Below are 23,508 nucleotides of genomic sequence, written 5' to 3'. Positions count from 1 at the left end.
TCTACGGTCGCGATCTCAGATGAACGCTCGCAGTGATTGTCAGCGTGCGCCATGCCCTTCAGCCAACCGAGTCGCGCCTAACGCCGGGTCGGTCAGAATCTATTCCTCAGCTGCGGCCAGCCGCGGAACGGCCTGATCAGGCACCTGCCCGAGGGTATATAGGCCGAGAATGCCAAGAAAACCCGCACCGTGCTCGATAAGCATTTCAGTCGAGAGGTTCAGTTGTCCGTCTATCCAGCGACGGAGTATCTCGAACAGGCCCCCGACACCGTAGGTAGCGGCGAGATCTGCGACTTGGAGCACATCGCTGGGTATATCGAGATGCAAGCGGGCCTCTCTGAGCACCAGCTCCGCAAAATCGGTCATCAGCTCGCTTCGCAGCTGCCGAAGGAGGGGTTCTGCGCCCGATTCGACAAACAGTATGCGGGCCATGCTGGGATCGTTCTCGATCACCTGAACCAGGGCCTTGATCGGAGCGTAAGCGAGTTCTTGAGGAGCAACCGTGTCGTCCGGAATGGCGCTGGTTATCACCGCTTGGAAGGTAGTGGATATCTTGGTAAATACCGCACGCAAGAGCGCGTCTCGGTCGCGAAACTGTTGGTAGAAGTACCGGCTCGTCACTCCTGATTTCGCACACACCGCGGTCACGGTGCACGCGGCAGCTCCGTGGGTGCCCATGATTGAGACCGCGGCATCAATCAACATCACGCGGCGCTGTGCATCGCGTTGAGTTGCGGACAGCCCGCCATAAACACGTGCTGGACTCATGTCCTACAGTCTGGCAGTCTTATCTGACAAGGCATAAAGTCAGATCCAAACTTCGAGGAAGGACTTCAAATGTCGAACGATCAAGCCCCGGCCCGGACCCGGGTGCTGCCAAAACCCAGGCGTGTTCGGTTTCCGATGCCGACCTCCACGAAGCGGCAACACTTCGTAGATGGCGACCTGGTGATGAGCCATTTCATCTCGACGCTTTCCGCGACGTTCCCGGAAGGCGAGGATTTCTTCATCCGTTCGGTCAGGAACTTCCACAGTTCCATCGACGATCCCCAACTAGAGACAGCGGTCAAGGGTTTCATCGGACAAGAGGCCACGCACCGACACCAGCATCGGCTCCTCAACGAGCGACTCCAGGCCATGGGTTATCCGACCGCGCGGATCGATCGTCACGTCGCACGCTTGATCAAGCGACTGGAACGGCGCTTTTCGCCGGAAATGCGGCTGTCCATGACTTCGGCATTGGAGCACTACACCGCTACGCTGGCAGAAATCATTCTTACCAGCGAAGACGCCCAGAAGCTCATTGGACATACAGAGGTTCGACCGATTCTGCTGTGGCATGCGTTCGAGGAGTCGGAGCACAAAGCGGTCGCTTTCGATGTCTACCAGTTGATTGGAGGAACCGAGCGCACCCGTGTACGGGGCATGCGGATCGCTTCAGCAATTTTGTTTGGCGAACTCATTCTGCAGACTGCCTTGTCCATGGCCGCCGACAAAGCTTCATATAACCCGGTCACGTTGGTGCGCAGTCTGTACCGCTTCAGTCGCACCCCGATGTTCACCGCTGATGCGCTGCGGAGATTCCGTTCGTACAACCGCCCGGGTTTCCACCCTGATGATTGGGACAGTGCTGCGGTCCTGGAGCGTTGGAGCAAGGAACTGTTCGAGCAAGACGGTTCACAGAGAGTTAGCGCTCAGCTGGGATAGCAGAGGTGCGGAAGTTTGGCGACGCAGGAGCACAGTTCCTGCGTCGCTCCTGCCGAACAGCGTGAGCGCCGGCAGCGTCACGGGCGCGGTGCTCGGCCGCTGAAGGCGGTCGGACCAAGAATGCGGTTCGGCAGCGATCGCCACGGAGCTGGCTGGCCTGTGAGCCTGGATCAGTCGCTGACGATATAGCGTTGAGCCAAGGTTTCAGCCAGTCTACTCGTGTGCGCGACCATTTCCTTCTCGGTGACCGTAAGCAGACCCGAGTGCCAGGCCGTTATGACTTCGACGAACCCGCCGACTGCGATGAGAGTATCCATGCGAAGGGCCATCTCGTCGGCATCTTGTCGGAGGTGTGGCCGGGTTGCCTCAACGACCAACTGCGTTGCTTCCTGTAGCGCCACGGCGCGGCGGTCTTGTAGCGGTGAGCTACCAACATGCTGAGCGAGGAGGATGTGCGCCCGACCGGGATCGCGTGCGATCCGGTCGACCACGATGGCGATCGCCGCGGTGATGGTTTCGATCGGCGGCCGATTCACGCGCTCGTCGAAGAGCGCGGCGACCTCGTCGAGCATGTCATTGCGGACGCCATCCCACGCTGCGACGAGCAGTTCATCGCGCGTCTTAAAGTCCTCGTAGAAGTATCGATCGTTTAGCCTCGTGCGGGCGCATACGCCGCGCATAGTCACTGCGGCCCAACCGCTCTCACTCCAAATCTCGGTTGCGGCCTCGATCAATTGCTGCCGTCGCTCTGCACGACGCTCGGCACCGGTTCGACCACCCCAGCGCTTGTTTATCGACCGCACCTCTCCATCTTGACAAAGGGCTTGCCTCACGACCAAACTGGTGGCATGCGACACCAATGGTGGCTGGTGCCCCCAATTGAGAGTTTCCCTACAGCCGAGACCGGTGTCGCGACCCCAAAGGCAGACGGATGAGATTGCTGCCGTTCGGCGGCTCACAACGTAGAACGCACCGCGCCGACGCAGTCGTCACAGGCGCAGGAAGCGGTATCGGCCGCGCATTCGCCGTGGAGCTTGCGCGCCGAGGTGGACGCGTGGTGTGCGCCGACAGAGATCCCACAACCGCAAAAGAGTCGGCAGAGTTGGTGAGGCAGGCTGGCGGCGAGGGTTTCGACATCGCATGCGACGTCACCGATCTTGAGCAGATCCGCAACCTGGCTGATGCGAGCGAAGACTGGTTTGGGAAGGCTGCAAGCCTCGTCATCAACAACGCCGGAATCGGTGCGGGCGGCAACCGTATCGGTGCGACGTCGATCGAGGACTGGAACGCGGCGATTTCTGTCAACCTCTGGGGCGTTATCTATGGGTGCGAGACTTTCGTGCCTCGGCTCCGGAGCAATGGGCATGGCGGAGTCATCAATGTGGCGTCGGCAGCGAGCTTCGGCTCGGCCCCTCGGATGGCGGCTTACAACGTGAGCAAGGCCGGGGTGCTCGCTCTGTCGGAGACATTGGCGGCCGAACTGAGCGGTACTGACGTCAACGTCACAGTGCTTTGCCCTACCTTCGTGAAGACGAACATCGTCAACAATCCTCAAATCGACGAGGCGGCTGCAAGTCTTGCGACCAACCTGATGAAATGGACCGGCATTTCGCCACAGCACGTTGCTCGAACGACGTTGAACGCGCACGATCGCGGACAAATTTATGTAGTACCCCAACTCGATGCCAAAGTCTTGTGGCAACTCAAGAGAGCCCTACCCGGTCCCTTTACACGCACGCTGGGCCTCGTGGAGCGCATGGCCTCATGGAACGATTCAGCCGAGTAGAGGAGCAGGGAAAATGGCTTTCGCATACAGCGACATGCTCGAGACAATCAAGAACAAGCAATGGGCTCTTGCCGATATCGATTGGAACGCCCCTGGCGCGGAACTGATCACCGATGAACAGCGTCCCAAACTCAAGCAATTCATGTCCGACGTGGTGTGGATTGAGCATGTTGGAGCACGTGCCTTCGCCGCGATGGCTCCAAAGGCGCCATTCGAAGCGCTCGGAGACATTTACCGTTACTTTCACGCCGAGGAGCAGCGTCACGCCAATGCCGAACTTGCCCTGATGCGTCGCTGGGGCATGCTTGAGGAAGGCGAGAAACCGGTCCCGAACAAGAATATTCGGCTGGTCATCGAATGGCTGGACCGTTATGCCGAAGCCCTGCCCCTGACCGTCATCGGGGCCGCGATTCCGGCACTGGAGACTGCGCTCGATGGAGCGCTGCTGAAGTTTCTCCTCGAGGAGGTTGACGACCCTGTGTGCGGGGAGGTGTTCAACAAGGTCAACAGCGACGAATCAAGGCATCTCGCGGTTGGCTTCCAGGTCTTGAACGACCTGGGCGCCAGCCCCATGCGAATCCACGCCATTCAAACTGCGGGTGCTCTGGTCGACCCGCGCATTCTCACCGGCGCGTTGCTGTATATCCCGCTCCTGACGCGCATGTTGATGAATCTCAACGCTATGGGTCTGTCCGAGGAGAAGTTATACAACGCAGTGACGCGGTACGCCAATGTCGGCGATCGCAGTGAGCATACGCGGAGGGTGCCCGGCTATCACATCTTGAAGGCGCACATGTCGTCTTCCATCAAGCGGTCCCAGCCTCTGCACTTCGTGTCTCAGCGCCTTGGCAATGCGATCGATGTTTTCCCTGTTCAGATCTTCGGCCGGCCGCCATCGTGGACGGACGAACTGACCTACGAACCGGTTGCCAAATGACAGGCACCACGACGACGTTGATCGTCGGCGCCGGGTTCGCAGGTATCGGTACGGCGATCAGACTGCTTCAAGAGGGCACGGATGACTTCGTCATCCTGGAACGGTCAGATCGCGTCGGAGGCACCTGGCGAGACAATACTTATCCCGGTGCGGCCTGCGATATTCCCTCACTTCTCTACTCCTACTCGTTCGAGCCGAATCCGGGCTGGACTCGTACCTACTCGGGGAGCGCTGAGATCCTCGAATATATCGACGATATGGTCGCCAAGTACGATCTTGCCCGGTTCATCCAGTTTGATACCGACGTGACTGCCTTGGAATTCGATGAGAGTGCCGGCATCTGGGTGGCCGACACGGCAGATGGAAAGCGGTATCAAGCCCGGTCAGTTGTGATGGCCAGTGGACCACTTGCCAACGCCAGCTTTCCCGATATTCGGGGTATTGACTCGTACGGTGGAAAAAAGATCCACAGCGCTCAATGGGACCATGGCTACGATCTCGGCGGTAAGAGGGTTGCAGTCATCGGGACAGGCGCGAGCGCGGTTCAGATCATTCCTGAGCTCGTAAAGTCGGCTGCCTCGGTCAAAGTTTTCCAGAGAACGCCCGGCTGGGTGTTGCCCAGGGTGAACTTCAGGCATCCAGCTTGGGCGCGTTCGACCTTCACACACGTGCCGATGAGCGAACAAGCGCTCCGCGACGCCTGGTTTTGGGCCCACGAAGTGATGGCAGTGGGTATGGTCTGGAACACCACCGCGACGTCCGCGATACAGCTGGCGGCGAAGGCTCATCTCCGTCGGCAGGTGAAAGACTCCTGGTTGAGACGTCAGTTGACGCCCCATTTCAGACCTGGATGCAAGCGCATGCTCATGACCAGTGATTATTACCCTGCGCTACAGGCGGATAATTGCAAGCTGATCAGCTGGCCGATCGCCACATTGTCACCCAACGGTGTTCGGACCGCCGACGGTGTTGAGCACGAGGTGGACTGTATCGTATTTGCCACTGGCTTCGATGTGGCCAAACGTGGCACCCCGTTCCCGATTAGCGGCCTCGGTGGTCGGAAGCTCGGCGATGAATGGTCTCAGGGGACATTCGCCTTCAAGAGCGTGAGCGTGGCCGGGTATCCGAATTTGTTCTTCACTTTCGGACCGAATTCCGGGCCAGGCCACAACTCGGCGCTCGTATATATGGAGGCCGCAATTGACTATATAGTCAAGGCGATCAAGCTCCTTCAGCAAAATGACATCGGTACTTTGGATGTGAGGGAGGATCGCCAGGACCGCTATCACTCCGAAATTCAGCGCCGCCTTCGACGAACGACATGGAATTCGGGGTGCAGCAGTTGGTATTTGACCGAGGACGGCTACAACGGCACGATGTACCCAGGTTTCGCGACCCAGTTTATGAGAGAACTATCCCGCTTGGATCCTCATGATTACGTGATAACCCGGCGCGACGATACACACCTCGAGCTGACGCAATCACTCTGAATACAAGTTTGCAAGGCTGACCGTCAGAACGGTGAAATACAGCAATGGATCGCAAGTCCGACCGTAATTACGAGATAATTATCATAGGAGCTGGATTTTCCGGCATCGGGTCTGGCATTAGCTTGATGAAGGCGGGATTTACCGACTTCTTGATGGTTGATGACGCCGATGGCGTAGGTGGTACGTGGCACTGGAACACCTACCCGGGTATCGCTGTCGATATACCGTCGTACAGTTATCAATTCTCATACGAAATGCGGCCCTCTTGGTCGCGCACGTACGCCCGCGGCAATGAGCTCAAAGCCTATGCAGAGCGATGTGTTGAAAAGTATCGGCTCCGGGACCATATTCGTTTCAACACAACCATTACCGAGGCTTGTTTCGACGAGAACGCAACACGGTGGTATTTGACCAGCGCCAACGGTGAGGAGTTCACGGCACGCTTCGTGATAAATTGCTCCGGCGTTCTCAGTCGGCCAAAGTGGCCTGAAATCAAGGGGGTGCGAGATTTCGCCGGCGTTACGCTCCACACGGCTAGATGGGACAATACCAAAGATCTCAGCGGGAAGAGGGTTGCAGTAATCGGTACCGGTGCATCGGCGGTGCAACTGATACCCGAAGTCGCAAAGAAAGCAGAGAGTCTGACGGTATTTCAGCGAACTCCAATTTATTGTCTGCCGAAGCCAGACTTCCCCATACCGACGTGGGGTGGAAGGCTTCTACATTTCCTGCCGGGGGCACAATTGGTGACCCGGACCGCGAGCCAGGCGTTCGTGGAAATCACTTTCCCAATCGCCGCTCACTTTCATACGGTGATACCGTTCGCCGATGTCATGGAGAGCGCCGCAAAGCGGTACATGCGGCGTGAGGTCCATGACCCGACGACGAGAGAACAACTCATTCCGCGCTACTCGTTGGGCTGTAAACGACCCAGCTTCCACAATTCCTATCTCGCAACCTACAACCGGTCCAACGTTTCGCTCGAGACGAGCGGCATAACCCATATCGACCATGCATCCGTCCATACTCGAGACGGCAAAGCTCATCCCATTGACGTCTTGATCCTGGCCACCGGCTTCAAAGTGGTGGAGTCGGGCAACATGCCGACTTACGTGTTGAAGGGCCGCGGCGGGCTGGAGCAGGCTACATGGTGGGACGAGCATCGACTGCAGGCCTTCGAAGGGGTGAGCGTCCCGGGATTTCCGAATCATTTCAACATCTTCGGCCCGTACGGCTACAACGGTTCCTCGTACTTCACGCTCATCGAGGCGCAGAGTCGGCACATCGTCCGGTGTCTTCGTCGCGCGCGGGCGCTGGGTGCTAACTGCGTGGAGGTCAAGAAGGAGGCGAACGACCGGTATTTCGCCGAAGTGCTAAAGCGGCGTCACAGACAGGTTTTCTGGCAGCCGAGCTGTTCCAATGCCAACAGCTACTACTTCGACAGGCACGGTGACGTTCCACTCCGTCCATCAACGACTCTGGAGACCTATTGGCGGAGCCGCACCTTTCGCCTCTCGGACTACCGATTCGAGAATCGGCCCGAGGAGGTGTGTCCCCGGTGACCAGAATGGATGCCCCCGACTGGCAGCCCAGTCTTGCCAGTCATCTCGTCGCGATGTCCTCGCGAACCACCCTGCGCCCACTGGCGCAGCTGATGCCATCAAACGCCTACGGACTTGCGGTGATGGATCGCGTGCTTCGAACAGCGCTCGTAGCCTCACGGCCTCGGCGCGGCGTCACAGTGCGCATGGTTGACACTGTATTCGCCGGAGGCCCGGTTCGTGGGGACTGGATCACCACACCTGTGATTAATCCGCATGCGAACCCATTGCTGTACATACACGGCGGTGCATACTCTATGTGTTCGCCGGATACGCACCGCGGTCTTCTCGGCGAACTCGCCTCTGCAAGCGGACGCCCAATCTTCGCCGTCAAGTATCGACTTGCGCCACGATATCCCTATCCCGCAGCCGCGGACGATGCACTGAACGCGTATCGCTGGCTTACCAGCGGAGGGTCCCCGGGTTCTTGCCAGCGCACCGTCGCGGTTGCCGGAGATTCAGCGGGCGGTCAGCTCACGATGGCCACGGCCTTGGGCGCACGTGCAGGTGGATTGCCGCTCCCTGATGCGATGCTGCTGATGTCTCCCGTCCTGGATCTCAGGTGCGAACTCGCCAGGGCGCGTGAACTTCGCCGCCGGGATCCTTTTGCCTCCGCTCAATCAGCGGCGCGCGCTCTTGACCTCTACGTAGGGGGTGCAGATCGCGACGATCCGCGCCTCAGCGTGCTTGACGCGGACCTGACTTCGATGCCGCCGATCCTCATTCAGGTGGGCGGGAGGGAAATGTTGATCGATGACTCGCGGCGTCTCGCCGAGCGACTTCAATCGGCTGGATCCCACGTCGAGATCCAGGTATACCGGGGACAGATCCATGTATTCCAGGCTATGTTCCGGATTCTTCCCGAAGCCCGCGACGCGATTCATCGAGCGGGACGCTTCCTTGAAGCCTCGGGAGTCAGGTGAAAGTGTCTGAACAGGCAATGCTCCTACACCTACACCAGCTACACCGCCGCAGCGTGAAGTCAGTCGTCTCTGCCTCATGAGCAGCAACTTCGCGACGGCCTGTCGCGCATACGATCCGTCGATCGTGATCATCGGGGCCGGCTTCGCCGGGGTTGCGATGGCCCACCGGCTGAAGAAGGACGGTTTCACGAACTTCACGATCCTGGAAAAGGCTGCAGACATCGGGGGTGTTTGGCGTGACAACACCTATCCGGGAGCGGCCTGCGACGTGCCGTCAGCGTTGTACTCACTCTCGTACACGCCCAATCCTCGCTGGTCACGGCGGTATGCCGAGCAACCCGAGATACTTGAGTACCTCCAACGACTCGTGGAGAGTGGCGGACTGGACGCACATCTGCGCACGCAGACCGAAGTTGTCGACCTGACCTTCGACGAACAGTCCGGGCGTTGGACACTGGCCACGAGCTCGAACGAGACGATATGCTGCGATGTCGTCGTCTCGGCCGTGGGTCAGCTGTCCTTACCCCACATACCTGATATCGCCGACGCAGACACCTTTCAGGGGCCGCGCTTTCACTCGGCGCGTTGGGACCGGTCGGTTTCGCTTCGCGGCAAGCAAGTAGCCGTCATCGGCACAGGAGCAAGTGCGATCCAATTCGTGCCACACATAGCCCGCGAGGCAGAGCATGTCACGCTATATCAGCGCACGGCTCCGTGGATCTTGCCGAAGTGGGACAGCAGGTATGGAGTCCTTCACTACAGGGTGAGCGAATTATTGCCGATGGCGCAGCGCCTCGAGCGTTTCGCGGTATGGCTACTTTTCGAGTTGCTCGCTGTGACGCTAGTCGACGCGAAGCCCCTCTCACGCGTCCTCGGTGCGATCGCGCGCCGCCACCTACATCGGCAGGTTGCTAGCCCATCTTTGCGCGAGCAATTGACGCCTTCCGACGCGCCAGGGTGCAAGCGAGTGCTGTTCTCGAATGATTACTATCCAGCAATCGCGAGTGATCGCGTGTCGTTGGTGCCGAAGGCTATCGCAGAGCTCTGCGACAAGGGTGTCAAGACCGTGGATGGAGAGTTTCGTCCTGCAGATGTCGTGATCTACGGAACCGGTTTTCGAGCCACCGATTTTCTCGCCCCGATGTCCGTGCGCGGCTCTCGCGGAGTCTCCTTGGCCGAGGTGTGGAAGACCCAGGCATACGCATCTGGGCATCACTGTCCCCATGTTCCCGAACCTGTTCCTGCTTTATGGTCCCAACACGAATGTGGGCTCGGGGTCGATCCTCTACATGATCGAGTCACAAGTCCGTCACATCACAACGCTCATCAAGGTCGTGGCTGCTCATCCGGGTCATGCGGTCGAGGTCAAGTCAGAGATCGCGCAACGTTACAACACGCGCTTGAGAAGGCGACTACGGAGGTCGGTGTGGGCGCTGTGTGCGAGCTGGTATCGAACCTCGAGTGGGGAAATCCCGACGAACTGGCCGGGGCCTACCTTGGTTTATCGAATCCTCACGCGGAAGCTGCGCAGCGGCGATTACGTCTTGAGAAAGGTCGGGCGTCTAAAGGTCGGAGGCCCCGCTGCACCGAGTCTGCCGGGTCCTGAGCCGGCCATGGGTGCGAGACGCGTACTTAACCCCTAGCCCAATAATGTCCAGATATTGACATCGAGTGCATGTTTGTAAAGTCTGGTGGAGACGCCGTCAGAGCGGCCCAGCGTCCAGGAGGAACCATGACGAATCACCTTCTCGCACCTGCGCACCACGTGAAGGAGCGGTTGTCCTCTGTGATCATGGTCCCCGCGCCCCACGCCGTCGACGACAGATGGCGTCGATGGAGCCGGGACTGGCCGATTCGTGAACTGGCACCGGCACCCGCGGGCAGTGGATTGAAAGCCGTGCGGGGGGATGCCGGACTGCCCTTGGTGGGTCACACGCTCGACTACATACGATTCGGCTCGGATTTCAGTCGAGAGCGCTACGACCGTCTGGGTTCGGTGTCGTGGATGGGCGCGTTCGGCACCAAGATGGTGGTCATCGCCGGCCCTGACGCCACTCGAGAGGCATTCACGAGCGAAGCGAAGGCATTCTCTCAGGATGGCTGGTCCTTCCTGATCGACGCCTTCTTCCATCGCGGTTTGATGCTCATGAGCTTCGAAGAGCACTTGATGCACCGGCGCATCATGCAGGAGGCGTTTACGCGTCCGCGCCTGACCGGATACGTCGAACAGGTGACCCCATGCGTTCGCTCGGCACTGCCTGCGTGGCCGGTGGGCCCGTCGGTTCGAATCTACCCACTGTTGAAGGAACTCACCCTCGACATAGCTACCGACGTCTTCATGGGCGGCCGTGGCAAGGACGAGAGCGATGCTGTCAACAAGGCGTTCGTCGCTACGGTCCGGGCGGCGAGTTCCCTTGTGCGTGCTCCGCTTCCGGGAACCAGATTCCGCGCTGGTGTGCAAGGGCGGCGCGTCTTGGAGGACTACTTCTTCCGGCATCTGCCGGCCGCGCGAGCCGGTGAAACGGAGGATCTGTTCGCTGCTCTCTGTCAAGCCACGGCCGAAGACGGGGAGCGGTTTTCCGACGAGGATGTGGTGAATCACATGATCTTCTTGATGATGGCGGCCCACGACACCTCGACGATCACCACCACAGCGGTCACCTATTTCCTTGCCAAGTATCCGCAGTGGCAGGAGGCAGCGGCTGCGGAAGCCGCGGCCATCGGTGACGGGTTGCCGGACATCGATGCCCTGGAGAAGATGACGGTCATCGACCTCGTGATCAAGGAAGCGCTCAGACTGCTTGCACCTGTTCCGCTGGTGATGCGCAAGACGGTTCGAGATGTCGCCATCGACGGATATCACATCCCCGCGAACACTTTGTGCGCCATAACGCCTGCCGTGAATCACTTCGATCGAACGATCTGGAGTGATCCGGAGCGGTTCGATCCCTCACGTTTCGACGAGCCTCGGCGCGAAGACCAACACCACCGATTCGCCTGGGTTCCGTTCGGAGGTGGAGCGCACAAGTGCATCGGCATGCAATTCGGGACGCTCGAGGTCAAAGCAATCCTGCACAGGATGCTGCGTTCGTTCACCTGGACGGTTCCGGAGAACTATCACGTCCGATGGGACAACACCTCCCTGCCCATTCCGGTGGACGGACTTCCGTTGGAGATGAAGCGCCGATGACCGTCGACCACAGGCCCTACCTCGAACCCACGGAGTTTCTTGACTGGCAACAAGATTCGGTACGTGACTTCGTGTCATCGGCGATCCGTGGTGCCTGCGGCGACACCGAGAAGGCCATCGCCATCTTCACCGCGGTCCGTGACTCCATTTGGTACGACCCCTACACGGTGACCGACAACCCACACGCGTATCGCGCCAGCACCGTCGCGACCGCAGAACGGGCCTACTGCGTCCCGAAGGCCGTGCTCTTGACTGCAGCGTGCCGAGCGGCGGGAATCCCGGCGCGGCTGGGGTTCGCCGACGTCCGAAACCACCTCCAGACCAAGACATTGCGCGAGCGGATGGGTGGTACCGACGTTTTCGTATACCACGGCTACAGTCTCATGTTCCTCAACGGTGCGTGGGTAAAGGCCACCCCGGCGTTCAATCGCGAGCTGTGCGCACGTTTCGGTGTCTCGCCGATCGAATTCGACGGCCGTAGCGACGCGCTACTCCATGGTTTCACCGCTGACGGCACCCAGCACATGGAGTATCTGCGCGACCGGGGAGCCTACGACGATCTACCCCTAGCAGACATCCTGCGAGCACTGAGAACGCATTACGGCACATTCATCGACCAGCCGAACAGCCGTCCCGACCTCTTCGCCTGAAAGGGCACTACACGATGCAAAGCACAATGCAAAATGTTCCCCTGTCGGTTTCGGCGATCGTTCAGCATGCGGCAGCCATACACGGTGACAGCGAGGTCGTCACTCCGACCGGAAATGGATATCGGAGAACGCCTTACCGCATTGTGCTGGCGCGAGTGGCTCGCCTTGCCAATGCGCTGCGCAGTCTTGGCATCACGGCAGACCAACGCGTGGCCACCTTCCAGTGGAGCAACCAGGAACATCTGGAGGCCTACTGTGCGATTCCCTCCATGGGCGCGGTCCTGCACACGCTCAACATTCGTTTGGCCCCAGAGCAACTCGCGTACATCGCCAACCACGCGAGCGATCAGATCGTCCTAGTCGACGCTTCGGTTGCCCCGTTGTTGGCGCGCGCGCTCCCAGCGATGGCGTCGGTGCACACCGTCATCGTCACCGGAGAGGGCGACCTTGCCCCGCTACAGGGATGCGGGAAGACCGTTCTGCGTTACGAGGAAGTGCTTGCCGGCCAGGAAGAATCATTTGACTGGCCTCGGCTCGACGAGCTGTCCGCCGCGGCCATGTGTTATACGAGCGGCACCACCGGAGATCCCAAAGGCGTCGTCTACAGCCACCGTTCGACGTACCTTCACTCGCTGACCGCCTGCACAGCTAACGCTTTGTCAGTCAGCGAGGCCGACCGTGTGCTGGCCATCGTCCCAATGTTTCACGCCAATGCGTGGGGGCTTATCTACGCAGCGTTGATGTCCGGTGCGGATCTGGTGCTGCCTGACCGGTATCTCCAAGCCGAACCGTTGGTGTCGATCATCGAAGACACCAGACCGACCTTGGCCGGTGCAGTGCCGACGATCTGGAACGATGTCGACCGATATCTGGATTCGCACCCTGAGCGGGACATTTCTTCGCTACGGCTGGTCGCGTGCGGGGGATCTGCTGTTCCGCTTTCCTTGATGCGGGCATTCGAAGAGAAGTACAACGTGCCCATTGTGCAGGCCTGGGGTATGACCGAAACCTCTCCGTTGGCGACCGTTGCACGTCCGGCTCACAGAGCCGACGCGACGCGACGATGGGAGATGCGCGCATCCCAGGGCCGGCCGATCTGCGGTGTCGAAATCCGGTTGCGGGACGACGACGGGAAAGACGTGCCGTGGGACGGGCAATCAGTTGGGGAAATCCAGGCGCGCGGTCCTTGGATCACCGGGTCCTATTTCGGAGACAACGATACGGAGAAGTTCGACGAAGGATGGCTGCGTACCGGTGATGTGGGCAAGATCGACGCCGAGGGCTATCTGACACTGACCGACCGCTCGAAAGACGTCATCAAGTCAGGTGGCGAATGGATCTCCTCGGTGGAGCTGGAAAACACGCTGATCGGGCACCCTGCCGTGTACGAAGCGGCGGTAGTCGGCGTCGCGGACGATAAATGGCAGGAAAGGCCGTTGGCGCTTGTCGTCGTCCACCCCGGAACCGACGTTGACATTGACCACCTCCGATCGTTCCTTGCGGACAAAGTCGCCAAATGGTGGATTCCTGAGCGATGGAGCTTTGTGTCCGATATTCCGAGAACGAGCGTCGGAAAGTACGACAAAAAGGCCATCCGTGCGCGCCACTCTGCCGGCGAATACCTCATCGAAATCGAAACGCAATAACGTCAAGTCCCCGGAATTCCAACAGTCGGAAGGTAATCATGTCCTCCCCAATCTCTCCCTGGATGAATGCTGAATTACTCGAGCTTCGTGACCTCGCTGCGAAGTTCTTCTCGGCCGAACTGGCGCCGCATGCGCAGCGCTTTGCAGAACAGCACCACGTCGACCGAGAACTGTGGAACCGAGCAGGCGAGCTGGGCCTACTCTGCATGTCAATACCTGAGGAATATGGCGGAGGCGGGGGTACTTTCGCGCACGAGGCGGTCGTCCTCGAAGAGCAGGCCCGCATCGGCGACAGCTCGTGGGGCGCGGGATTGCACAGCGGAATCGTGGCCCACTACATCCTGCAATACGCGACTGAAGAGCTGCGTAAGCAGTGGCTCCCCAAAATGGCCTCCGGTGAAATGATCGGGGCGATAGCCATGACCGAACCGGGTACGGGTTCCGATCTCCAGAGCGTCAAGACAAAGGCCATCCTCGACGGTGACGAATATGTGATCACGGGCTCGAAGACGTTCATCACCAACGGCCAACAGGCCGACCTGATCATCGTTGTCGCCAAGACAGATCCGAGCCAGGGCGCCGCGGGTATCTCTCTGATCGCTGTCGAGGCAGACCGGTCGGGATTCCGTCGTGGCAAAGTTCTCGACAAAATCGGCCAGCGCGGCCAGGACACTTCGGAGTTGTTCTTCGATGAGGTGAGAGTTCCGCGCTCGCACCTTCTGGGCCAGGCCGAGGGACAAGGCTTTATTCAGCTGATGACGCAGCTGCCGCAAGAGCGACTCATTGTCGCGGTGGGGGCTGTCGCAGCGATGGAACTTGCCCTGGAGCAGACGCTCAAGTACACGCGTGAGCGGGAGGCGTTCGGTCGGCCTGTCTTCGGCTTTCAGAACACCAAGTTCACGCTGGCTGAAGCCGCGACCGAAACGCGCATCGCACGAGTGTTCCTCGACTACTGCATCGACCTGCACCTTTCGGGTCAACTCGACGTGCAGACCGTCGCCATGGCGAAGTGGTGGACCACTGAGCGAGCGATGAAGGTGCTCGACGACTGTATGCAGCTTCACGGCGGATATGGCTACATGACCGAGTACCCCATCTCGAGATTGTGGGTGGATCAGCGCGTGCAAAAAATCTATGCCGGCACGAACGAGGTGATGAAGGAAATCATCTCGCGTTCCTTATGACGCAGATGAGTTGCCGCCTGCACGTTAGTCATCTAGAGGAGGAGGATTGATGGCATCGATGGTGGTGCCGTATCGCCACGACATGGGCGGCCATTGCGGATCGGGTGCGCTTCGGGATCTGACCGAATGGGCAGGGATCCGTTGGGGTGATGACGCTCCGGACGAAGGCATCGTGTTTGCTCTCGGGGGGGCCCTCGACTTCTCGTATGTTCGCTCGGGGCACCTATGCCCACCGATCTACCTGGTTGGACGCAGCGCGGACCTCGAAGACGAATACTTGACCCGGTTGGGCGCGCGCTTCGAGCGCCGTTCGACAGACGACCCCGATCTTGGTTGGAAATGGGTGACCGAACAGATCGATTCCGGCACGCCGGTCATGGTGTGGACTGACATCGCCGAATTGCCCTATCTGAGAACGCATCTGAGTATGAGCCGGCAAGACGTCGTGATCGTGGGGTACGACGACGACAAGGAACTCGCGTTCGTGGTCGATAACGATCGCGATACACCTCAAGCGGTGCCGTACGAGAATTTACGGAAGGCGCGAGCATCGACGGGATTTCCCGTCCCCACGCGGCACACCACCTACGTGGTCGAGTGGCCCGGCGCGGCACCAGATCTCGGCAATGCTGCCCGGTCGGCCTTCCGTAGGTCCGCGGACGCGATGCAGGGTTCGTTTGTGAGCGCGCCGATCACCGAGGGCTCCGATTGTGAAATTCAGGTGCGTGGATTATCAGGGGTATCGACCTTTGTGGAGGACCTCAAGCGGTGGCCGGAGATCTTTGACGACGACACCCTCGACGGTGTCTTGTTTGCGCTGAGCGCCTTCATCGAAAAGGCTGGAACCGGAGGCGGTCTGTTCCGAGATCTGCAGGCACGTGGATGTCGGCGCATCGCTGAAGAGTTGAGTTTCGAACCTGCGTTCCGAGCAGCGGAGGCTGCGAAGACCGCATCTGAGTTGTGGACCGCTGTTGCGCACACCGCTTACGAACGCGGTGCAGATCCGCGCCGGCGAGCGAGTGGCGCCGCGTCCCTCGCTGCGCAGTTGCCGCGAGCCGAACGTCGACTCGCGCAGGCGCTGAGGGAGGCAGGGAATTTACTCCTATGAGTCCTGATTGCCTGCGGAGGAAATCAAACTGGGTGCGACCCAACGGATTTCTTTGTGAGTGCTTGGATTGCGTCAACAGAATGGAGATTCACGATGGCTGTCTTCGCTGATGCGGAAGAGGTTTACCGCTACCTCGCCGGCATCTTTCTGGGCTTGACCCCGTTTGGTGGACACACGGTCAGGCGGCTTGTGCCGTCTGAGTGAGTCGGTTCTCGAACTCGACGGGGCAAATCATACCTAGCGATGAGTGGCGCCTGCGTCGGTTGTAGACGCGCTCGATCCAGTCGCCGACCGCGACTTTGGCGGCGGCCTTGGTTGGCCACACGTAGCGGTCGTAGAACTCGACTTTCAGTGTCGCCCAAAAAGATTCCTGCTGAGAGTTGTCCCAACACAACACCCCTGTACGGCCAACCGAGCGGGCCAGGTTGTGCTCGCGGGCGAACCGCGCGAGCTGCGCCGAGGTGTACTGACAGCCGCGATCGGCGTGCATCACAACCTGCCCAGCGAGCTCGCCGCGCATCGCCACGGCCATCTCCAGGGCGGCCTGGACCAGATCGGTGTGCAGGTAATCGTCGATGGCCCAGCCGATTACCCGGCGTGAGCAGCCATCGCGGACGGCACACAAATACAGCCAGCCCTCACCAGTACCCAGATAAGTGATGTCCGAGGTCCACACCCGGTTGAGTATCCCGGTGTCGAAACGGCGCTTGACCAGGTCTTTAGGTACCGCAGCATCCAGGTCAACCACCGTGGTGGCCGGCGTAAACCGGCGGGGGCAGACCCCGGCCAATCCCTGGCGGCGCAGCGAGGCCGCCACCGTTTTGCGTGACACCTGCTCACCGTCGTCGCGTAGATCGGCCAAAATGCGTGGGGCGCCGTACACACCGTCAGAAGCAGCGTGGAACTTCGCGACCTTGGCGTCCAGCTCGGCGCGGCGCTGCTGGGCCAGGGTCGGCCCGGAATCGCGGGATTTGCGCCACTTGTAGTACCCCGAGCGCGACACCTCCAGCAGCTCGCACATCCGCTCAACCGTGTAGGTGGCCTTCTCCGCCTCGATCACCCGGTAGGCTTCTACCGGTTGTGTTCGGAGACGAAGAAGGCCGCGGCTTTTTTCAAAAACTCACGGTCCAAACGTAATTCGGCATTTTCACGGCGCAGGCGCTCCAGCTCGGCGCGCTCATCAGCATCCAACACCGCGCCAGTATCACCAGCCGACAAGGCCTGGCGTTGGAGGCGCACCCAACGCCCGAGCACTTGTTCTCCGACACCAATTTCGGCCGCCACATGAGCCACCGGACGGCCGGTCTCAATCACCAGGCGGGCAGCCTGCTCCCGAAACTCCGGGGTGTACTTGCGACGCTTGCCCGACATACGGACATCCTTCCCGCGGGACCAGCAGTCCCACCAGTCAGGTGTCCACCATTAGGGGTCAACCCCACTTTCGACGAGGTTTGGAGAACGAAGACCTTGCGAACAGACTTGCCGGGTCCGGGGTGGTGTTGCGGATCCACTACACCGATCCGGATGCGGTAGTAACCGTGGATATGCCGAAGAAGGTGATAGAGACCGGCGCGGACAGTGGCGTTACACCGAATGTCGAATTGTTCATGTCCGCGGATACCGGTAACAGGTTCTGGTTGGGGAAAGTCAACTTGACCATGGCGATGGCCAAAGGAACTGTACGAGCGAAAGGTCCTGTCACGAAACTGATCAAGCTCATACCGCAGGCCAAAAACCTTTTTCCAGAATATCGGGCAATCCTCGAAGCCGACAAGCGTCACGACCTGCTCGATGTGTGATGTCAGTCCGGTACGAGACCGGGCGCGGGCGAGCGGCCGCCGGGTCGTGTCCGGAATCCGGTGTAAATAGGGAGCACGGGCGTAGGTTCCGCTTCACGACCTGCAAGTCTGCGAAGAAGGAGCAACGCCCGTGCCTGTTCGAGTATCAGCCACCGACCGTATCCGCACCAAGATCGACGCCTTGTTTGCCGAGGATCGGGAGCTGCCGGAGATCCTTGAAGAAGTCGCCCGTCTCGGCGCCCAGCTGTTGATGCAGGTGGCGCTGGAGGCTGAGGTCACCGAGTTCCTCGGCCGCGAACGCTACCAACGCACCGCCGCCTGTCCTGCCGCTAAGGAGGGCTCACGCAACGGGTATCGGTCGGTGACGGTCAAAACCACCACTGGACCGGTCAGGTTGGAGCGGCCGAAGCTGCGCGGCACCACCGCAGCGTTTGCGTCGCGGTTGTTCGGTAAGCACGTGACGAAAACCAACGCCCTGGAGACGCTGGTGATCGCGGCGTTCGTGCGCGGCCTGTCCGTCCGGGATGTCGAGGCCACCCTGGCCGAAGCGCTCGGCGATCAGGCCGCGATTTCCAAGTCGACGGTCTCGGAAGTCTGCAAGGTGATCCGCGCCGAGTATCAGGCGTGGGCGCGCCGCCGGCTCGATGAGATCGTGCTGGACTATCTGTTTTTGGATGCCTCGTTCTTTCGGATGCATCCTGGGTCGCCGGCCGAGCCGGTGTTGGCCGCTTGGGGCATCACCACTGAGGGCAAGCCGGTGTTCGTCGGATTGGCACCCGCGACGGGCGAGTCGACCGACGCGTGGGGCGACTTTTTGACCGATCTGCGCGAGCGCCGCCTTGGCTGTCCGCTGCTGGTCGTCTCTGACGGCGCCAAGGGCTTGATCGCAGCTATCGAACAAATTTACCCAAAAGCGTTGCGCCAGAGATGTCTTATTCATCGACTCCGAAACGTGCTCGCCAAGATTCCCACCGGGGTGCAAGCCGAGGTCCGCGACGGGTACTGGGCGATTTTCGATACCACCGACCTGGGCATCGAACCGGGACCCCAGCTGGTCGAGATCGTCGACAAGCGGATCGAAGCGTTCGCCGCTAAATACTGCGACCTCTACCCGGCGGCTATGCGGATCCTGCTTACCGACAAAGCAGGGCTGACGGCCTATCTGCGGTTCCCGGTCGAACACCATGGGCGCGTTCGGCATTCGAATTTTATTGAGCGCTCCTTTGGGGAGACCAAGCGACGGACCAAGGTCATTGGCCGATTCCCTGGCGAGACCAGCGCCATCAGCCTGGTGTGGGCCGTGCTTGATCGCGCCTCGGCCGGTTGGCGCGGTCTGACCATGACCCCGGTCGGCACCCGGTTGCTGCAAGACCTACGCCGATCACTCCTCGACCCACCCCGTGAACTGCGGCCGCCGCCCTCCACCACGAATTACGAACCCGAACCCGCAGATCCCATCTCGGCCACCGCGTAGCGACCTGGGGTTTGCGACGCCGGTACGTCCCCCAGGTAGGAGGACAGTTGTTACCGCTGGTCTTGACGGCTGGCGGTGACGAGGTCGATCGGTGGGATATAGCCGGTGATGCTGTTGATGGTGCGGTGCAGGCCGTGGTGCAGCGCGTTGATGTCGCAGCGGGCCAGTCCGCCAGTGGTGGCGATGACGTGTTCGGTGGTCAACGCTAAATCGTTGATGGTGCCCAGGATGCGGCGGTCGGCGGTCTTGGCCACGACCATCTGCTTGGGATCAAGATCGCCAAGCGTATCGACGGGCAGGCCTTCGGCTTGCAGCGCGGCCTGGATCGCCGAGACGACGGGCGGGCCGATCGGGCGCAACCCGGCGGCGGTGACGTTCGGCATGAACACCGAGAACAACGTCCCGCTGTGGGTCACCAGCAGGCATTTGCGTCGGTCGATCCAGACCAGATGGGCATACCAGTCCCGCGCGCAAGCTCGCCGATGGCCGGCTCAGACACCCCCAGCAGCGCCAACACCTTGGCGGTGCATCGCAGCATCACGAGTCATGATCGTAGGCAAAGCCACCGACGATCGGGACGCAAGAACGCCGTGGCTTGGCGCCGGTACAGTGTGGCGACGTGTTGGTCGCTGATCTGCATCACTTCCTCGACATGCCGCACGACGCTTCGGGTCCCGCGCGGCGCCTCGCGCAGCATTTGGGCGACATTGTCCGGGCGGGCACCGCCGGCGAGGTCGGTGATCCGTGGGTATCCGCATTGCCGTGTCGGCGCCGACCGGCCCACAGGCGCTGCCCCGGGCGGATGACCATCGCCATCATGGGGGCGGAGGCCTCGGCGCCGATCCGATGGTGGTGCAGCGTCTGCGACGACGAGGGGGTGATCAGCAACTGGGCAGACTCCCCGTACGACCTGCGCCGCCGCCGGCTCAGCGTTGCCGGCGACGTCGACGAGGTCATCGTCAGCGACAAGACCGCCGCGGTGTTACGCGACCTGGTGTTGCTTGACCCCGACTGTGAGCGACTGGTGTATGGCATGCGCGCCCACCCCGACGGCGCTGCCTTGTTAACCAGTGCAGACGACCTGGAGGAGCTGATCGGGTTCGTGGCCGCCGAAGCCAACCACGAACCCAACCGGCGCCGCCAAGACCGCCTCGACGCCGCGTTTAACACACTGACCGAAGCCGCCCAAACCCTATACGGCTGAACATCTCTCGGCCCTGCAGTGTCGGTCCTGGGGGCTGCCAAAGCATCCGGAGCGGGACCCGAGCCTCGTTACCCATGACACCATCAGGGGCCAGCTGCGCGGTGGTGTGACTGCCGCCCGAGTTCCCCTGCCCGTATGCTGACGACGAAGCCGCGAACCGGCCCGTGCTTTTACACCAACTTTCGGACGCGACCGGCCGCCGCGGCCCCTGGGCGACGTGCCCGGAGATCATCCACGACAGTTCGCGGTATCGCCGTGCGCGGTCGGGATAACTACTTCAGAAGCGTCATTAGATATAGCTAGAAAAGAAGGGACTTAAGCATGAAGACACGTGCCGCTGTTTTGTGGGGCTTGGAGCAGAAGTGGGAGGTCGAAGAAGTCGAGTTGGATCCGCCAGGTCCCGGGGAGGTCCTCGTGCGGCTGGCGGCCACCGGCTTGTGCCATTCCGACGAACATCTGGTGACCGGCGACCTCCCGATCCCATTGCCGGTAGTGGGGGGTCATGAGGGTGCTGGCACAGTCGTGGAGTGCGGTGAAGGGGTTGAGGAACTGTCCGAAGGTGATTCTGTCATCTTGACCTTCCTTCCCTCGTGTGGGCGCTGCTCGTACTGCGCGCGCGGCATGGGCAATCTCTGTGAGTTGGGAGCGGCGCTCATGATGGGACCGCAGATCGACGGCGCCTATCGCTTTCACGCACGAGGCGAGGACGTCGGGCAGATGTGTTTGCTCGGAACGTTTTCCGAGTACACAGTGGTGCCGAAGGCGTCCGTGGTCAAGATTGACGGCGGGATCCCCCTGGATCGGGCAGCCTTAATCGGCTGCGGCGTCACGACCGGTTACGGATCTGCGGTGCGGACTGGGGAGGTGCGCGCCGGGGACACCGTCGTGGTAGTGGGAGCGGGGGGAATCGGAATGAATGCGATTCAGGGCGCGCGAATCGCGGGAGCGTTAGCGATTGTGGCGGTCGATCCGGTTAAGTTCAAGCGAGAGCAAGCGAGCGGGTTCGGTGCGACGCACACCGCGGCCTCGATGGATGAAGCTTGGTCGTTGGTCAGCGATATGACGCTGGGCAAGCTGGCTGATGTCTGCATCCTCACCACCGATGTGGCTGAGGCCTCCTACACCGCGGAAGCGCTGGCCTTGGTCGGAAAGCGCGGGCGCGTCGTGGTCACGGCCATCGGGCACCCCGACGACTCATCGATCTCAGGATCACTGCTTGAAATGACGCTTTACGAGAAGCAGATTCGTGGCGCTTTGTATGGCTCATCCAATGCGCCGCACGATATTCCGCGACTGGTCGAGCTGTATTCCGCTGGGTTGTTGAAGCTCGATGAGTTGGTCACCCGCGAATACTCCCTCGACCAAATCAACGAAGGCTACCAGGATATGCGTTCAGGAAAAAACATCCGAGGGCTCGTCCGGTTCTGAAGAGAACCATGCTCCACTGCTTGTGTTCATGTCCTTGCGCCGCTGCAGATTACACGCCGCCGGACCGCTTAGGCTGCCGCGCGTCGCGTCCTCCTTTCCTGTCTGAGGACGGCAAGCGTCAGACACCTTGTAATCAATCATCCATCAAATTCTCCCGGAGGCTGAGATGACGGACGCTGGCACGACCATGGCAAGCGAGGATGGGGCAGCTCGTTTCGTTGTCGCCCCGGAGGTGTGGACCACGCCGGAGCGACGAGCGCTGAGTCAGATGGCGCGGTCTTTCGTCGAACGTGAAATCGCGCCGAAGCTAGCGCAATGGGAGCAGGTGGGTGAGATTCCACGCGACCTGCACCTCAATGCTGCCGAGGTGGGGCTTCTCGGAATCGGGTTCCCGGAAGAAGTCGGCGGCAGCGGCGGCAATGCGATTGACTCCGCGCTGGTCACTGAGGCCATCCTGGCCGCAGGCGGGTCCACTGGCGTCTGCGCCGCCTTGTTCACCCATGGCATTGCCCTTCCCCACATTGCCGCCAATGGCTCCGACGCCCTGATTGAACGATATGTCCGTCCTACGCTCGCAGGAAAGATGATCGGCTCGCTGGGCGTTACCGAGCCTGGGGCAGGCTCAGATGTCGCGAATCTGCGCACACGCGCGGTGCGCGACGGGGACACCTACGTGGTCAACGGAGCAAAGACATTCATCACCAGCGGAGTTCGAGCGGACTTCGTTACTACGGCGGTACGCACCGGCGGACCGGGTTACGGTGGAGTTTCATTGCTTGTGATCGACAAGAATTCGCCTGGATTCGAAGTGTCCCGCCGGTTAGACAAGATGGGGTGGCGATGTAGCGACACCGCCGAGTTGTCTTTCGTCGACGTTCGCGTACCGGCTGACAACCTGGTGGGGGCAGAGAACAGCGGGTTTTTGCAGATCATGCAGCAATTTCAGGCTGAACGGCTCGGCATCGCCGTCCAGGCGTACGCGACGGCGGGTCGGGCTCTCGATCTTGCCAAGAGTTGGGCGCGGGAACGTGAAACGTTCGGTAGACCCTTGACGGGGCGCCAGATCATTCGCCATAAGCTTGCGGAGATGGCTCGACAGGTCGACGTGGCGTGCACCTACACCCGTGCGGTCATGCAGAGGTGGCTAGCGGGGGAGGATGTCGTTGCCGAGGTGTCGATGGCCAAGAACACCGCTGTGTATGCGTGCGACTACGTGGTCAATGAGGCGGTTCAGATCTTCGGTGGGATGGGCTACATGCGTGAGTCTGAGATCGAGAGACACTATCGAGATTGCCGAATTCTCGGAATAGGCGGCGGCACCAACGAAATCATGAACGAGATCATCGCCAAGCGCATCGGACTCTAGTTCTTGATTCCAGTA

At 60.5% G+C, this 23,508-nt stretch carries 20 protein-coding genes and 1 pseudogene; 17 read left to right on the top strand and 4 right to left on the bottom strand.

Annotation, left to right across the window (positions count from 1 at the left end):
* Nucleotides 1-99: 99 nt before the first annotated feature.
* The gene (locus AC5Y7D_RS25685) at nucleotides 100-768 is read right to left on the bottom strand and encodes a TetR/AcrR family transcriptional regulator (RefSeq protein ID WP_264916018.1); all 669 of its coding nucleotides are present in this window, start codon (nucleotides 766-768) and stop codon (nucleotides 100-102) included.
* Between the two features lie 69 nt (nucleotides 769-837).
* Between AC5Y7D_RS25685 and AC5Y7D_RS25680 the strand changes: the two genes are divergently transcribed.
* On the top strand, nucleotides 838-1,707 hold the full coding sequence (locus tag AC5Y7D_RS25680) for a metal-dependent hydrolase (RefSeq protein WP_264916017.1): 870 nt from the start codon (nucleotides 838-840) through the stop codon (nucleotides 1,705-1,707).
* A 170-nt stretch (nucleotides 1,708-1,877) separates the two neighbouring features.
* Here the strand turns inward: AC5Y7D_RS25680 and AC5Y7D_RS25675 are convergent, their stop codons facing one another.
* Nucleotides 1,878-2,510 (bottom strand): TetR/AcrR family transcriptional regulator, encoded by a 633-nt coding sequence (locus tag AC5Y7D_RS25675; RefSeq protein WP_264916016.1) that lies wholly within the window; start codon nucleotides 2,508-2,510, stop codon nucleotides 1,878-1,880.
* Between the two features lie 128 nt (nucleotides 2,511-2,638).
* Here AC5Y7D_RS25675 and AC5Y7D_RS25670 point away from each other — a divergent pair, with 128 nt between their 5' ends.
* From AC5Y7D_RS25670 to AC5Y7D_RS25620, 11 genes and pseudogenes are all read left to right on the top strand, one after another.
* The gene (locus AC5Y7D_RS25670) at nucleotides 2,639-3,493 is read left to right on the top strand and encodes an SDR family NAD(P)-dependent oxidoreductase (RefSeq protein ID WP_070949307.1); all 855 of its coding nucleotides are present in this window, start codon (nucleotides 2,639-2,641) and stop codon (nucleotides 3,491-3,493) included.
* A 13-nt stretch (nucleotides 3,494-3,506) separates the two neighbouring features.
* Nucleotides 3,507-4,430 carry a reductase gene (locus AC5Y7D_RS25665; RefSeq protein ID WP_070949308.1) on the top strand — a complete coding sequence of 308 codons (924 nt, stop codon included), beginning with the start codon at nucleotides 3,507-3,509 and terminating at the stop codon, nucleotides 4,428-4,430.
* Nucleotides 4,427-5,920, top strand: a complete 1,494-nt coding sequence (locus AC5Y7D_RS25660; RefSeq protein ID WP_264916015.1) for a flavin-containing monooxygenase — start codon at nucleotides 4,427-4,429, stop codon at nucleotides 5,918-5,920. Before AC5Y7D_RS25665 ends, AC5Y7D_RS25660 begins: the two co-directional genes overlap by 4 nt.
* Nucleotides 5,921-5,964: 44 nt before the next feature.
* Entirely contained in the window at nucleotides 5,965-7,482 is a 1,518-nt protein-coding gene (locus AC5Y7D_RS25655; protein WP_264916014.1) for a flavin-containing monooxygenase, read from the top strand.
* A 5-nt stretch (nucleotides 7,483-7,487) separates the two neighbouring features.
* Nucleotides 7,488-8,444 carry an alpha/beta hydrolase gene (locus tag AC5Y7D_RS25650; protein WP_373878440.1) on the top strand — a complete coding sequence of 319 codons (957 nt, stop codon included), beginning with the start codon at nucleotides 7,488-7,490 and terminating at the stop codon, nucleotides 8,442-8,444.
* A 76-nt stretch (nucleotides 8,445-8,520) separates the two neighbouring features.
* Nucleotides 8,521-10,087: pseudogene (locus tag AC5Y7D_RS25645) on the top strand (flavin-containing monooxygenase).
* A gap of 89 nt (nucleotides 10,088-10,176) precedes the next feature.
* Nucleotides 10,177-11,634 carry a cytochrome P450 gene (locus AC5Y7D_RS25640; RefSeq protein ID WP_264916012.1) on the top strand — a complete coding sequence of 486 codons (1,458 nt, stop codon included), beginning with the start codon at nucleotides 10,177-10,179 and terminating at the stop codon, nucleotides 11,632-11,634.
* Nucleotides 11,631-12,284, top strand: coding sequence for a transglutaminase-like domain-containing protein (locus AC5Y7D_RS25635; protein ID WP_264916011.1), 654 nt, complete (start codon nucleotides 11,631-11,633; stop codon nucleotides 12,282-12,284). Before AC5Y7D_RS25640 ends, AC5Y7D_RS25635 begins: the two co-directional genes overlap by 4 nt.
* A 26-nt stretch (nucleotides 12,285-12,310) precedes the next feature.
* Nucleotides 12,311-13,930, top strand: coding sequence for a fatty acid--CoA ligase (locus AC5Y7D_RS25630; protein WP_264916035.1), 1,620 nt, complete (start codon nucleotides 12,311-12,313; stop codon nucleotides 13,928-13,930).
* Nucleotides 13,931-13,968: 38 nt separating this feature from the next.
* Nucleotides 13,969-15,114, top strand: coding sequence for an acyl-CoA dehydrogenase family protein (locus AC5Y7D_RS25625; protein ID WP_264916010.1), 1,146 nt, complete (start codon nucleotides 13,969-13,971; stop codon nucleotides 15,112-15,114).
* 49 nt (nucleotides 15,115-15,163) lie between these two features.
* Nucleotides 15,164-16,222, top strand: coding sequence for a BtrH N-terminal domain-containing protein (locus AC5Y7D_RS25620; protein ID WP_264916009.1), 1,059 nt, complete (start codon nucleotides 15,164-15,166; stop codon nucleotides 16,220-16,222).
* Nucleotides 16,223-16,400: 178 nt separating this feature from the next.
* Here AC5Y7D_RS25620 and AC5Y7D_RS25615 read toward each other — a convergent pair.
* Nucleotides 16,401-17,593 (bottom strand): IS3 family transposase gene (locus AC5Y7D_RS25615; protein ID WP_264916008.1). Its coding sequence is split into 2 segments (ribosomal slippage): nucleotides 16,401-17,323 and nucleotides 17,323-17,593, totalling 1,194 coding nucleotides; the frame shifts between segments, so codons are not numbered across the junction.
* Between the two features lie 41 nt (nucleotides 17,594-17,634).
* Here AC5Y7D_RS25615 and AC5Y7D_RS25610 point away from each other — a divergent pair.
* Entirely contained in the window at nucleotides 17,635-18,021 is a 387-nt protein-coding gene (locus AC5Y7D_RS25610; RefSeq protein ID WP_264916007.1) for an SCP2 sterol-binding domain-containing protein, read from the top strand.
* Between the two features lie 130 nt (nucleotides 18,022-18,151).
* Nucleotides 18,152-19,495 (top strand): IS256 family transposase, encoded by a 1,344-nt coding sequence (locus tag AC5Y7D_RS25605; RefSeq protein WP_444980284.1) that lies wholly within the window; start codon nucleotides 18,152-18,154, stop codon nucleotides 19,493-19,495.
* 50 nt (nucleotides 19,496-19,545) lie between these two features.
* Here the strand turns inward: AC5Y7D_RS25605 and AC5Y7D_RS25600 are convergent, their stop codons facing one another.
* The gene (locus AC5Y7D_RS25600) at nucleotides 19,546-19,911 is read right to left on the bottom strand and encodes a DUF6933 domain-containing protein (RefSeq protein WP_264916006.1); all 366 of its coding nucleotides are present in this window, start codon (nucleotides 19,909-19,911) and stop codon (nucleotides 19,546-19,548) included.
* Between the two features lie 563 nt (nucleotides 19,912-20,474).
* Here AC5Y7D_RS25600 and AC5Y7D_RS25595 point away from each other — a divergent pair.
* The 3 genes from AC5Y7D_RS25595 (at nucleotide 20,475) to AC5Y7D_RS25585 (ending at nucleotide 23,493) form a co-directional block, all read left to right on the top strand.
* Nucleotides 20,475-20,699 carry a hypothetical protein gene (locus AC5Y7D_RS25595; RefSeq protein WP_373878439.1) on the top strand — a complete coding sequence of 75 codons (225 nt, stop codon included), beginning with the start codon at nucleotides 20,475-20,477 and terminating at the stop codon, nucleotides 20,697-20,699.
* A gap of 321 nt (nucleotides 20,700-21,020) precedes the next feature.
* Complete coding sequence (locus tag AC5Y7D_RS25590; protein ID WP_264916004.1) at nucleotides 21,021-22,127, top strand: NDMA-dependent alcohol dehydrogenase; 1,107 nt, start codon at nucleotides 21,021-21,023, stop codon at nucleotides 22,125-22,127.
* Nucleotides 22,128-22,293: 166 nt separating this feature from the next.
* A complete protein-coding gene (locus AC5Y7D_RS25585; protein WP_264916003.1) occupies nucleotides 22,294-23,493 on the top strand; it encodes an acyl-CoA dehydrogenase family protein in 1,200 nt (399 codons plus the stop codon).
* The last annotated feature ends 15 nt before the right edge of the window (nucleotides 23,494-23,508 follow it).

It is taken from the genome of Mycobacterium sp. NGS49, assembly GCF_059812565.1.
Note: the sequence above shows the minus strand (reverse complement) of the source record. Positions and strands in the feature narration are given on the sequence as shown.

What these genes read in the sequence shown, in the direction of transcription:
- AC5Y7D_RS25660 (WP_264916015.1), top strand. Translation starts at nt 4,427, where the DNA reads ATGACAGGCACCACGACGACGTTGATCGTCGGCGCCGGGTTCGCAGGT.
- AC5Y7D_RS25635 (WP_264916011.1), top strand. Translation starts at nt 11,631, where the DNA reads ATGACCGTCGACCACAGGCCCTACCTCGAACCCACGGAGTTTCTTGAC.
- AC5Y7D_RS25630 (WP_264916035.1), top strand. Translation starts at nt 12,311, where the DNA reads ATGCAAAATGTTCCCCTGTCGGTTTCGGCGATCGTTCAGCATGCGGCA.
- AC5Y7D_RS25680 (WP_264916017.1), top strand. Translation starts at nt 838, where the DNA reads ATGTCGAACGATCAAGCCCCGGCCCGGACCCGGGTGCTGCCAAAACCC.
- AC5Y7D_RS25640 (WP_264916012.1), top strand. Translation starts at nt 10,177, where the DNA reads ATGACGAATCACCTTCTCGCACCTGCGCACCACGTGAAGGAGCGGTTG.
- AC5Y7D_RS25590 (WP_264916004.1), top strand. Translation starts at nt 21,021, where the DNA reads ATGAAGACACGTGCCGCTGTTTTGTGGGGCTTGGAGCAGAAGTGGGAG.
- AC5Y7D_RS25585 (WP_264916003.1), top strand. Translation starts at nt 22,294, where the DNA reads ATGACGGACGCTGGCACGACCATGGCAAGCGAGGATGGGGCAGCTCGT.
- AC5Y7D_RS25685 (WP_264916018.1), bottom strand. Translation starts at nt 768, where the DNA reads ATGAGTCCAGCACGTGTTTATGGCGGGCTGTCCGCAACTCAACGCGAT.
- AC5Y7D_RS25620 (WP_264916009.1), top strand. Translation starts at nt 15,164, where the DNA reads ATGGCATCGATGGTGGTGCCGTATCGCCACGACATGGGCGGCCATTGC.
- AC5Y7D_RS25670 (WP_070949307.1), top strand. Translation starts at nt 2,639, where the DNA reads ATGAGATTGCTGCCGTTCGGCGGCTCACAACGTAGAACGCACCGCGCC.
- AC5Y7D_RS25625 (WP_264916010.1), top strand. Translation starts at nt 13,969, where the DNA reads ATGTCCTCCCCAATCTCTCCCTGGATGAATGCTGAATTACTCGAGCTT.
- AC5Y7D_RS25665 (WP_070949308.1), top strand. Translation starts at nt 3,507, where the DNA reads ATGGCTTTCGCATACAGCGACATGCTCGAGACAATCAAGAACAAGCAA.
- AC5Y7D_RS25655 (WP_264916014.1), top strand. Translation starts at nt 5,965, where the DNA reads ATGGATCGCAAGTCCGACCGTAATTACGAGATAATTATCATAGGAGCT.
- AC5Y7D_RS25650 (WP_373878440.1), top strand. Translation starts at nt 7,488, where the DNA reads ATGGATGCCCCCGACTGGCAGCCCAGTCTTGCCAGTCATCTCGTCGCG.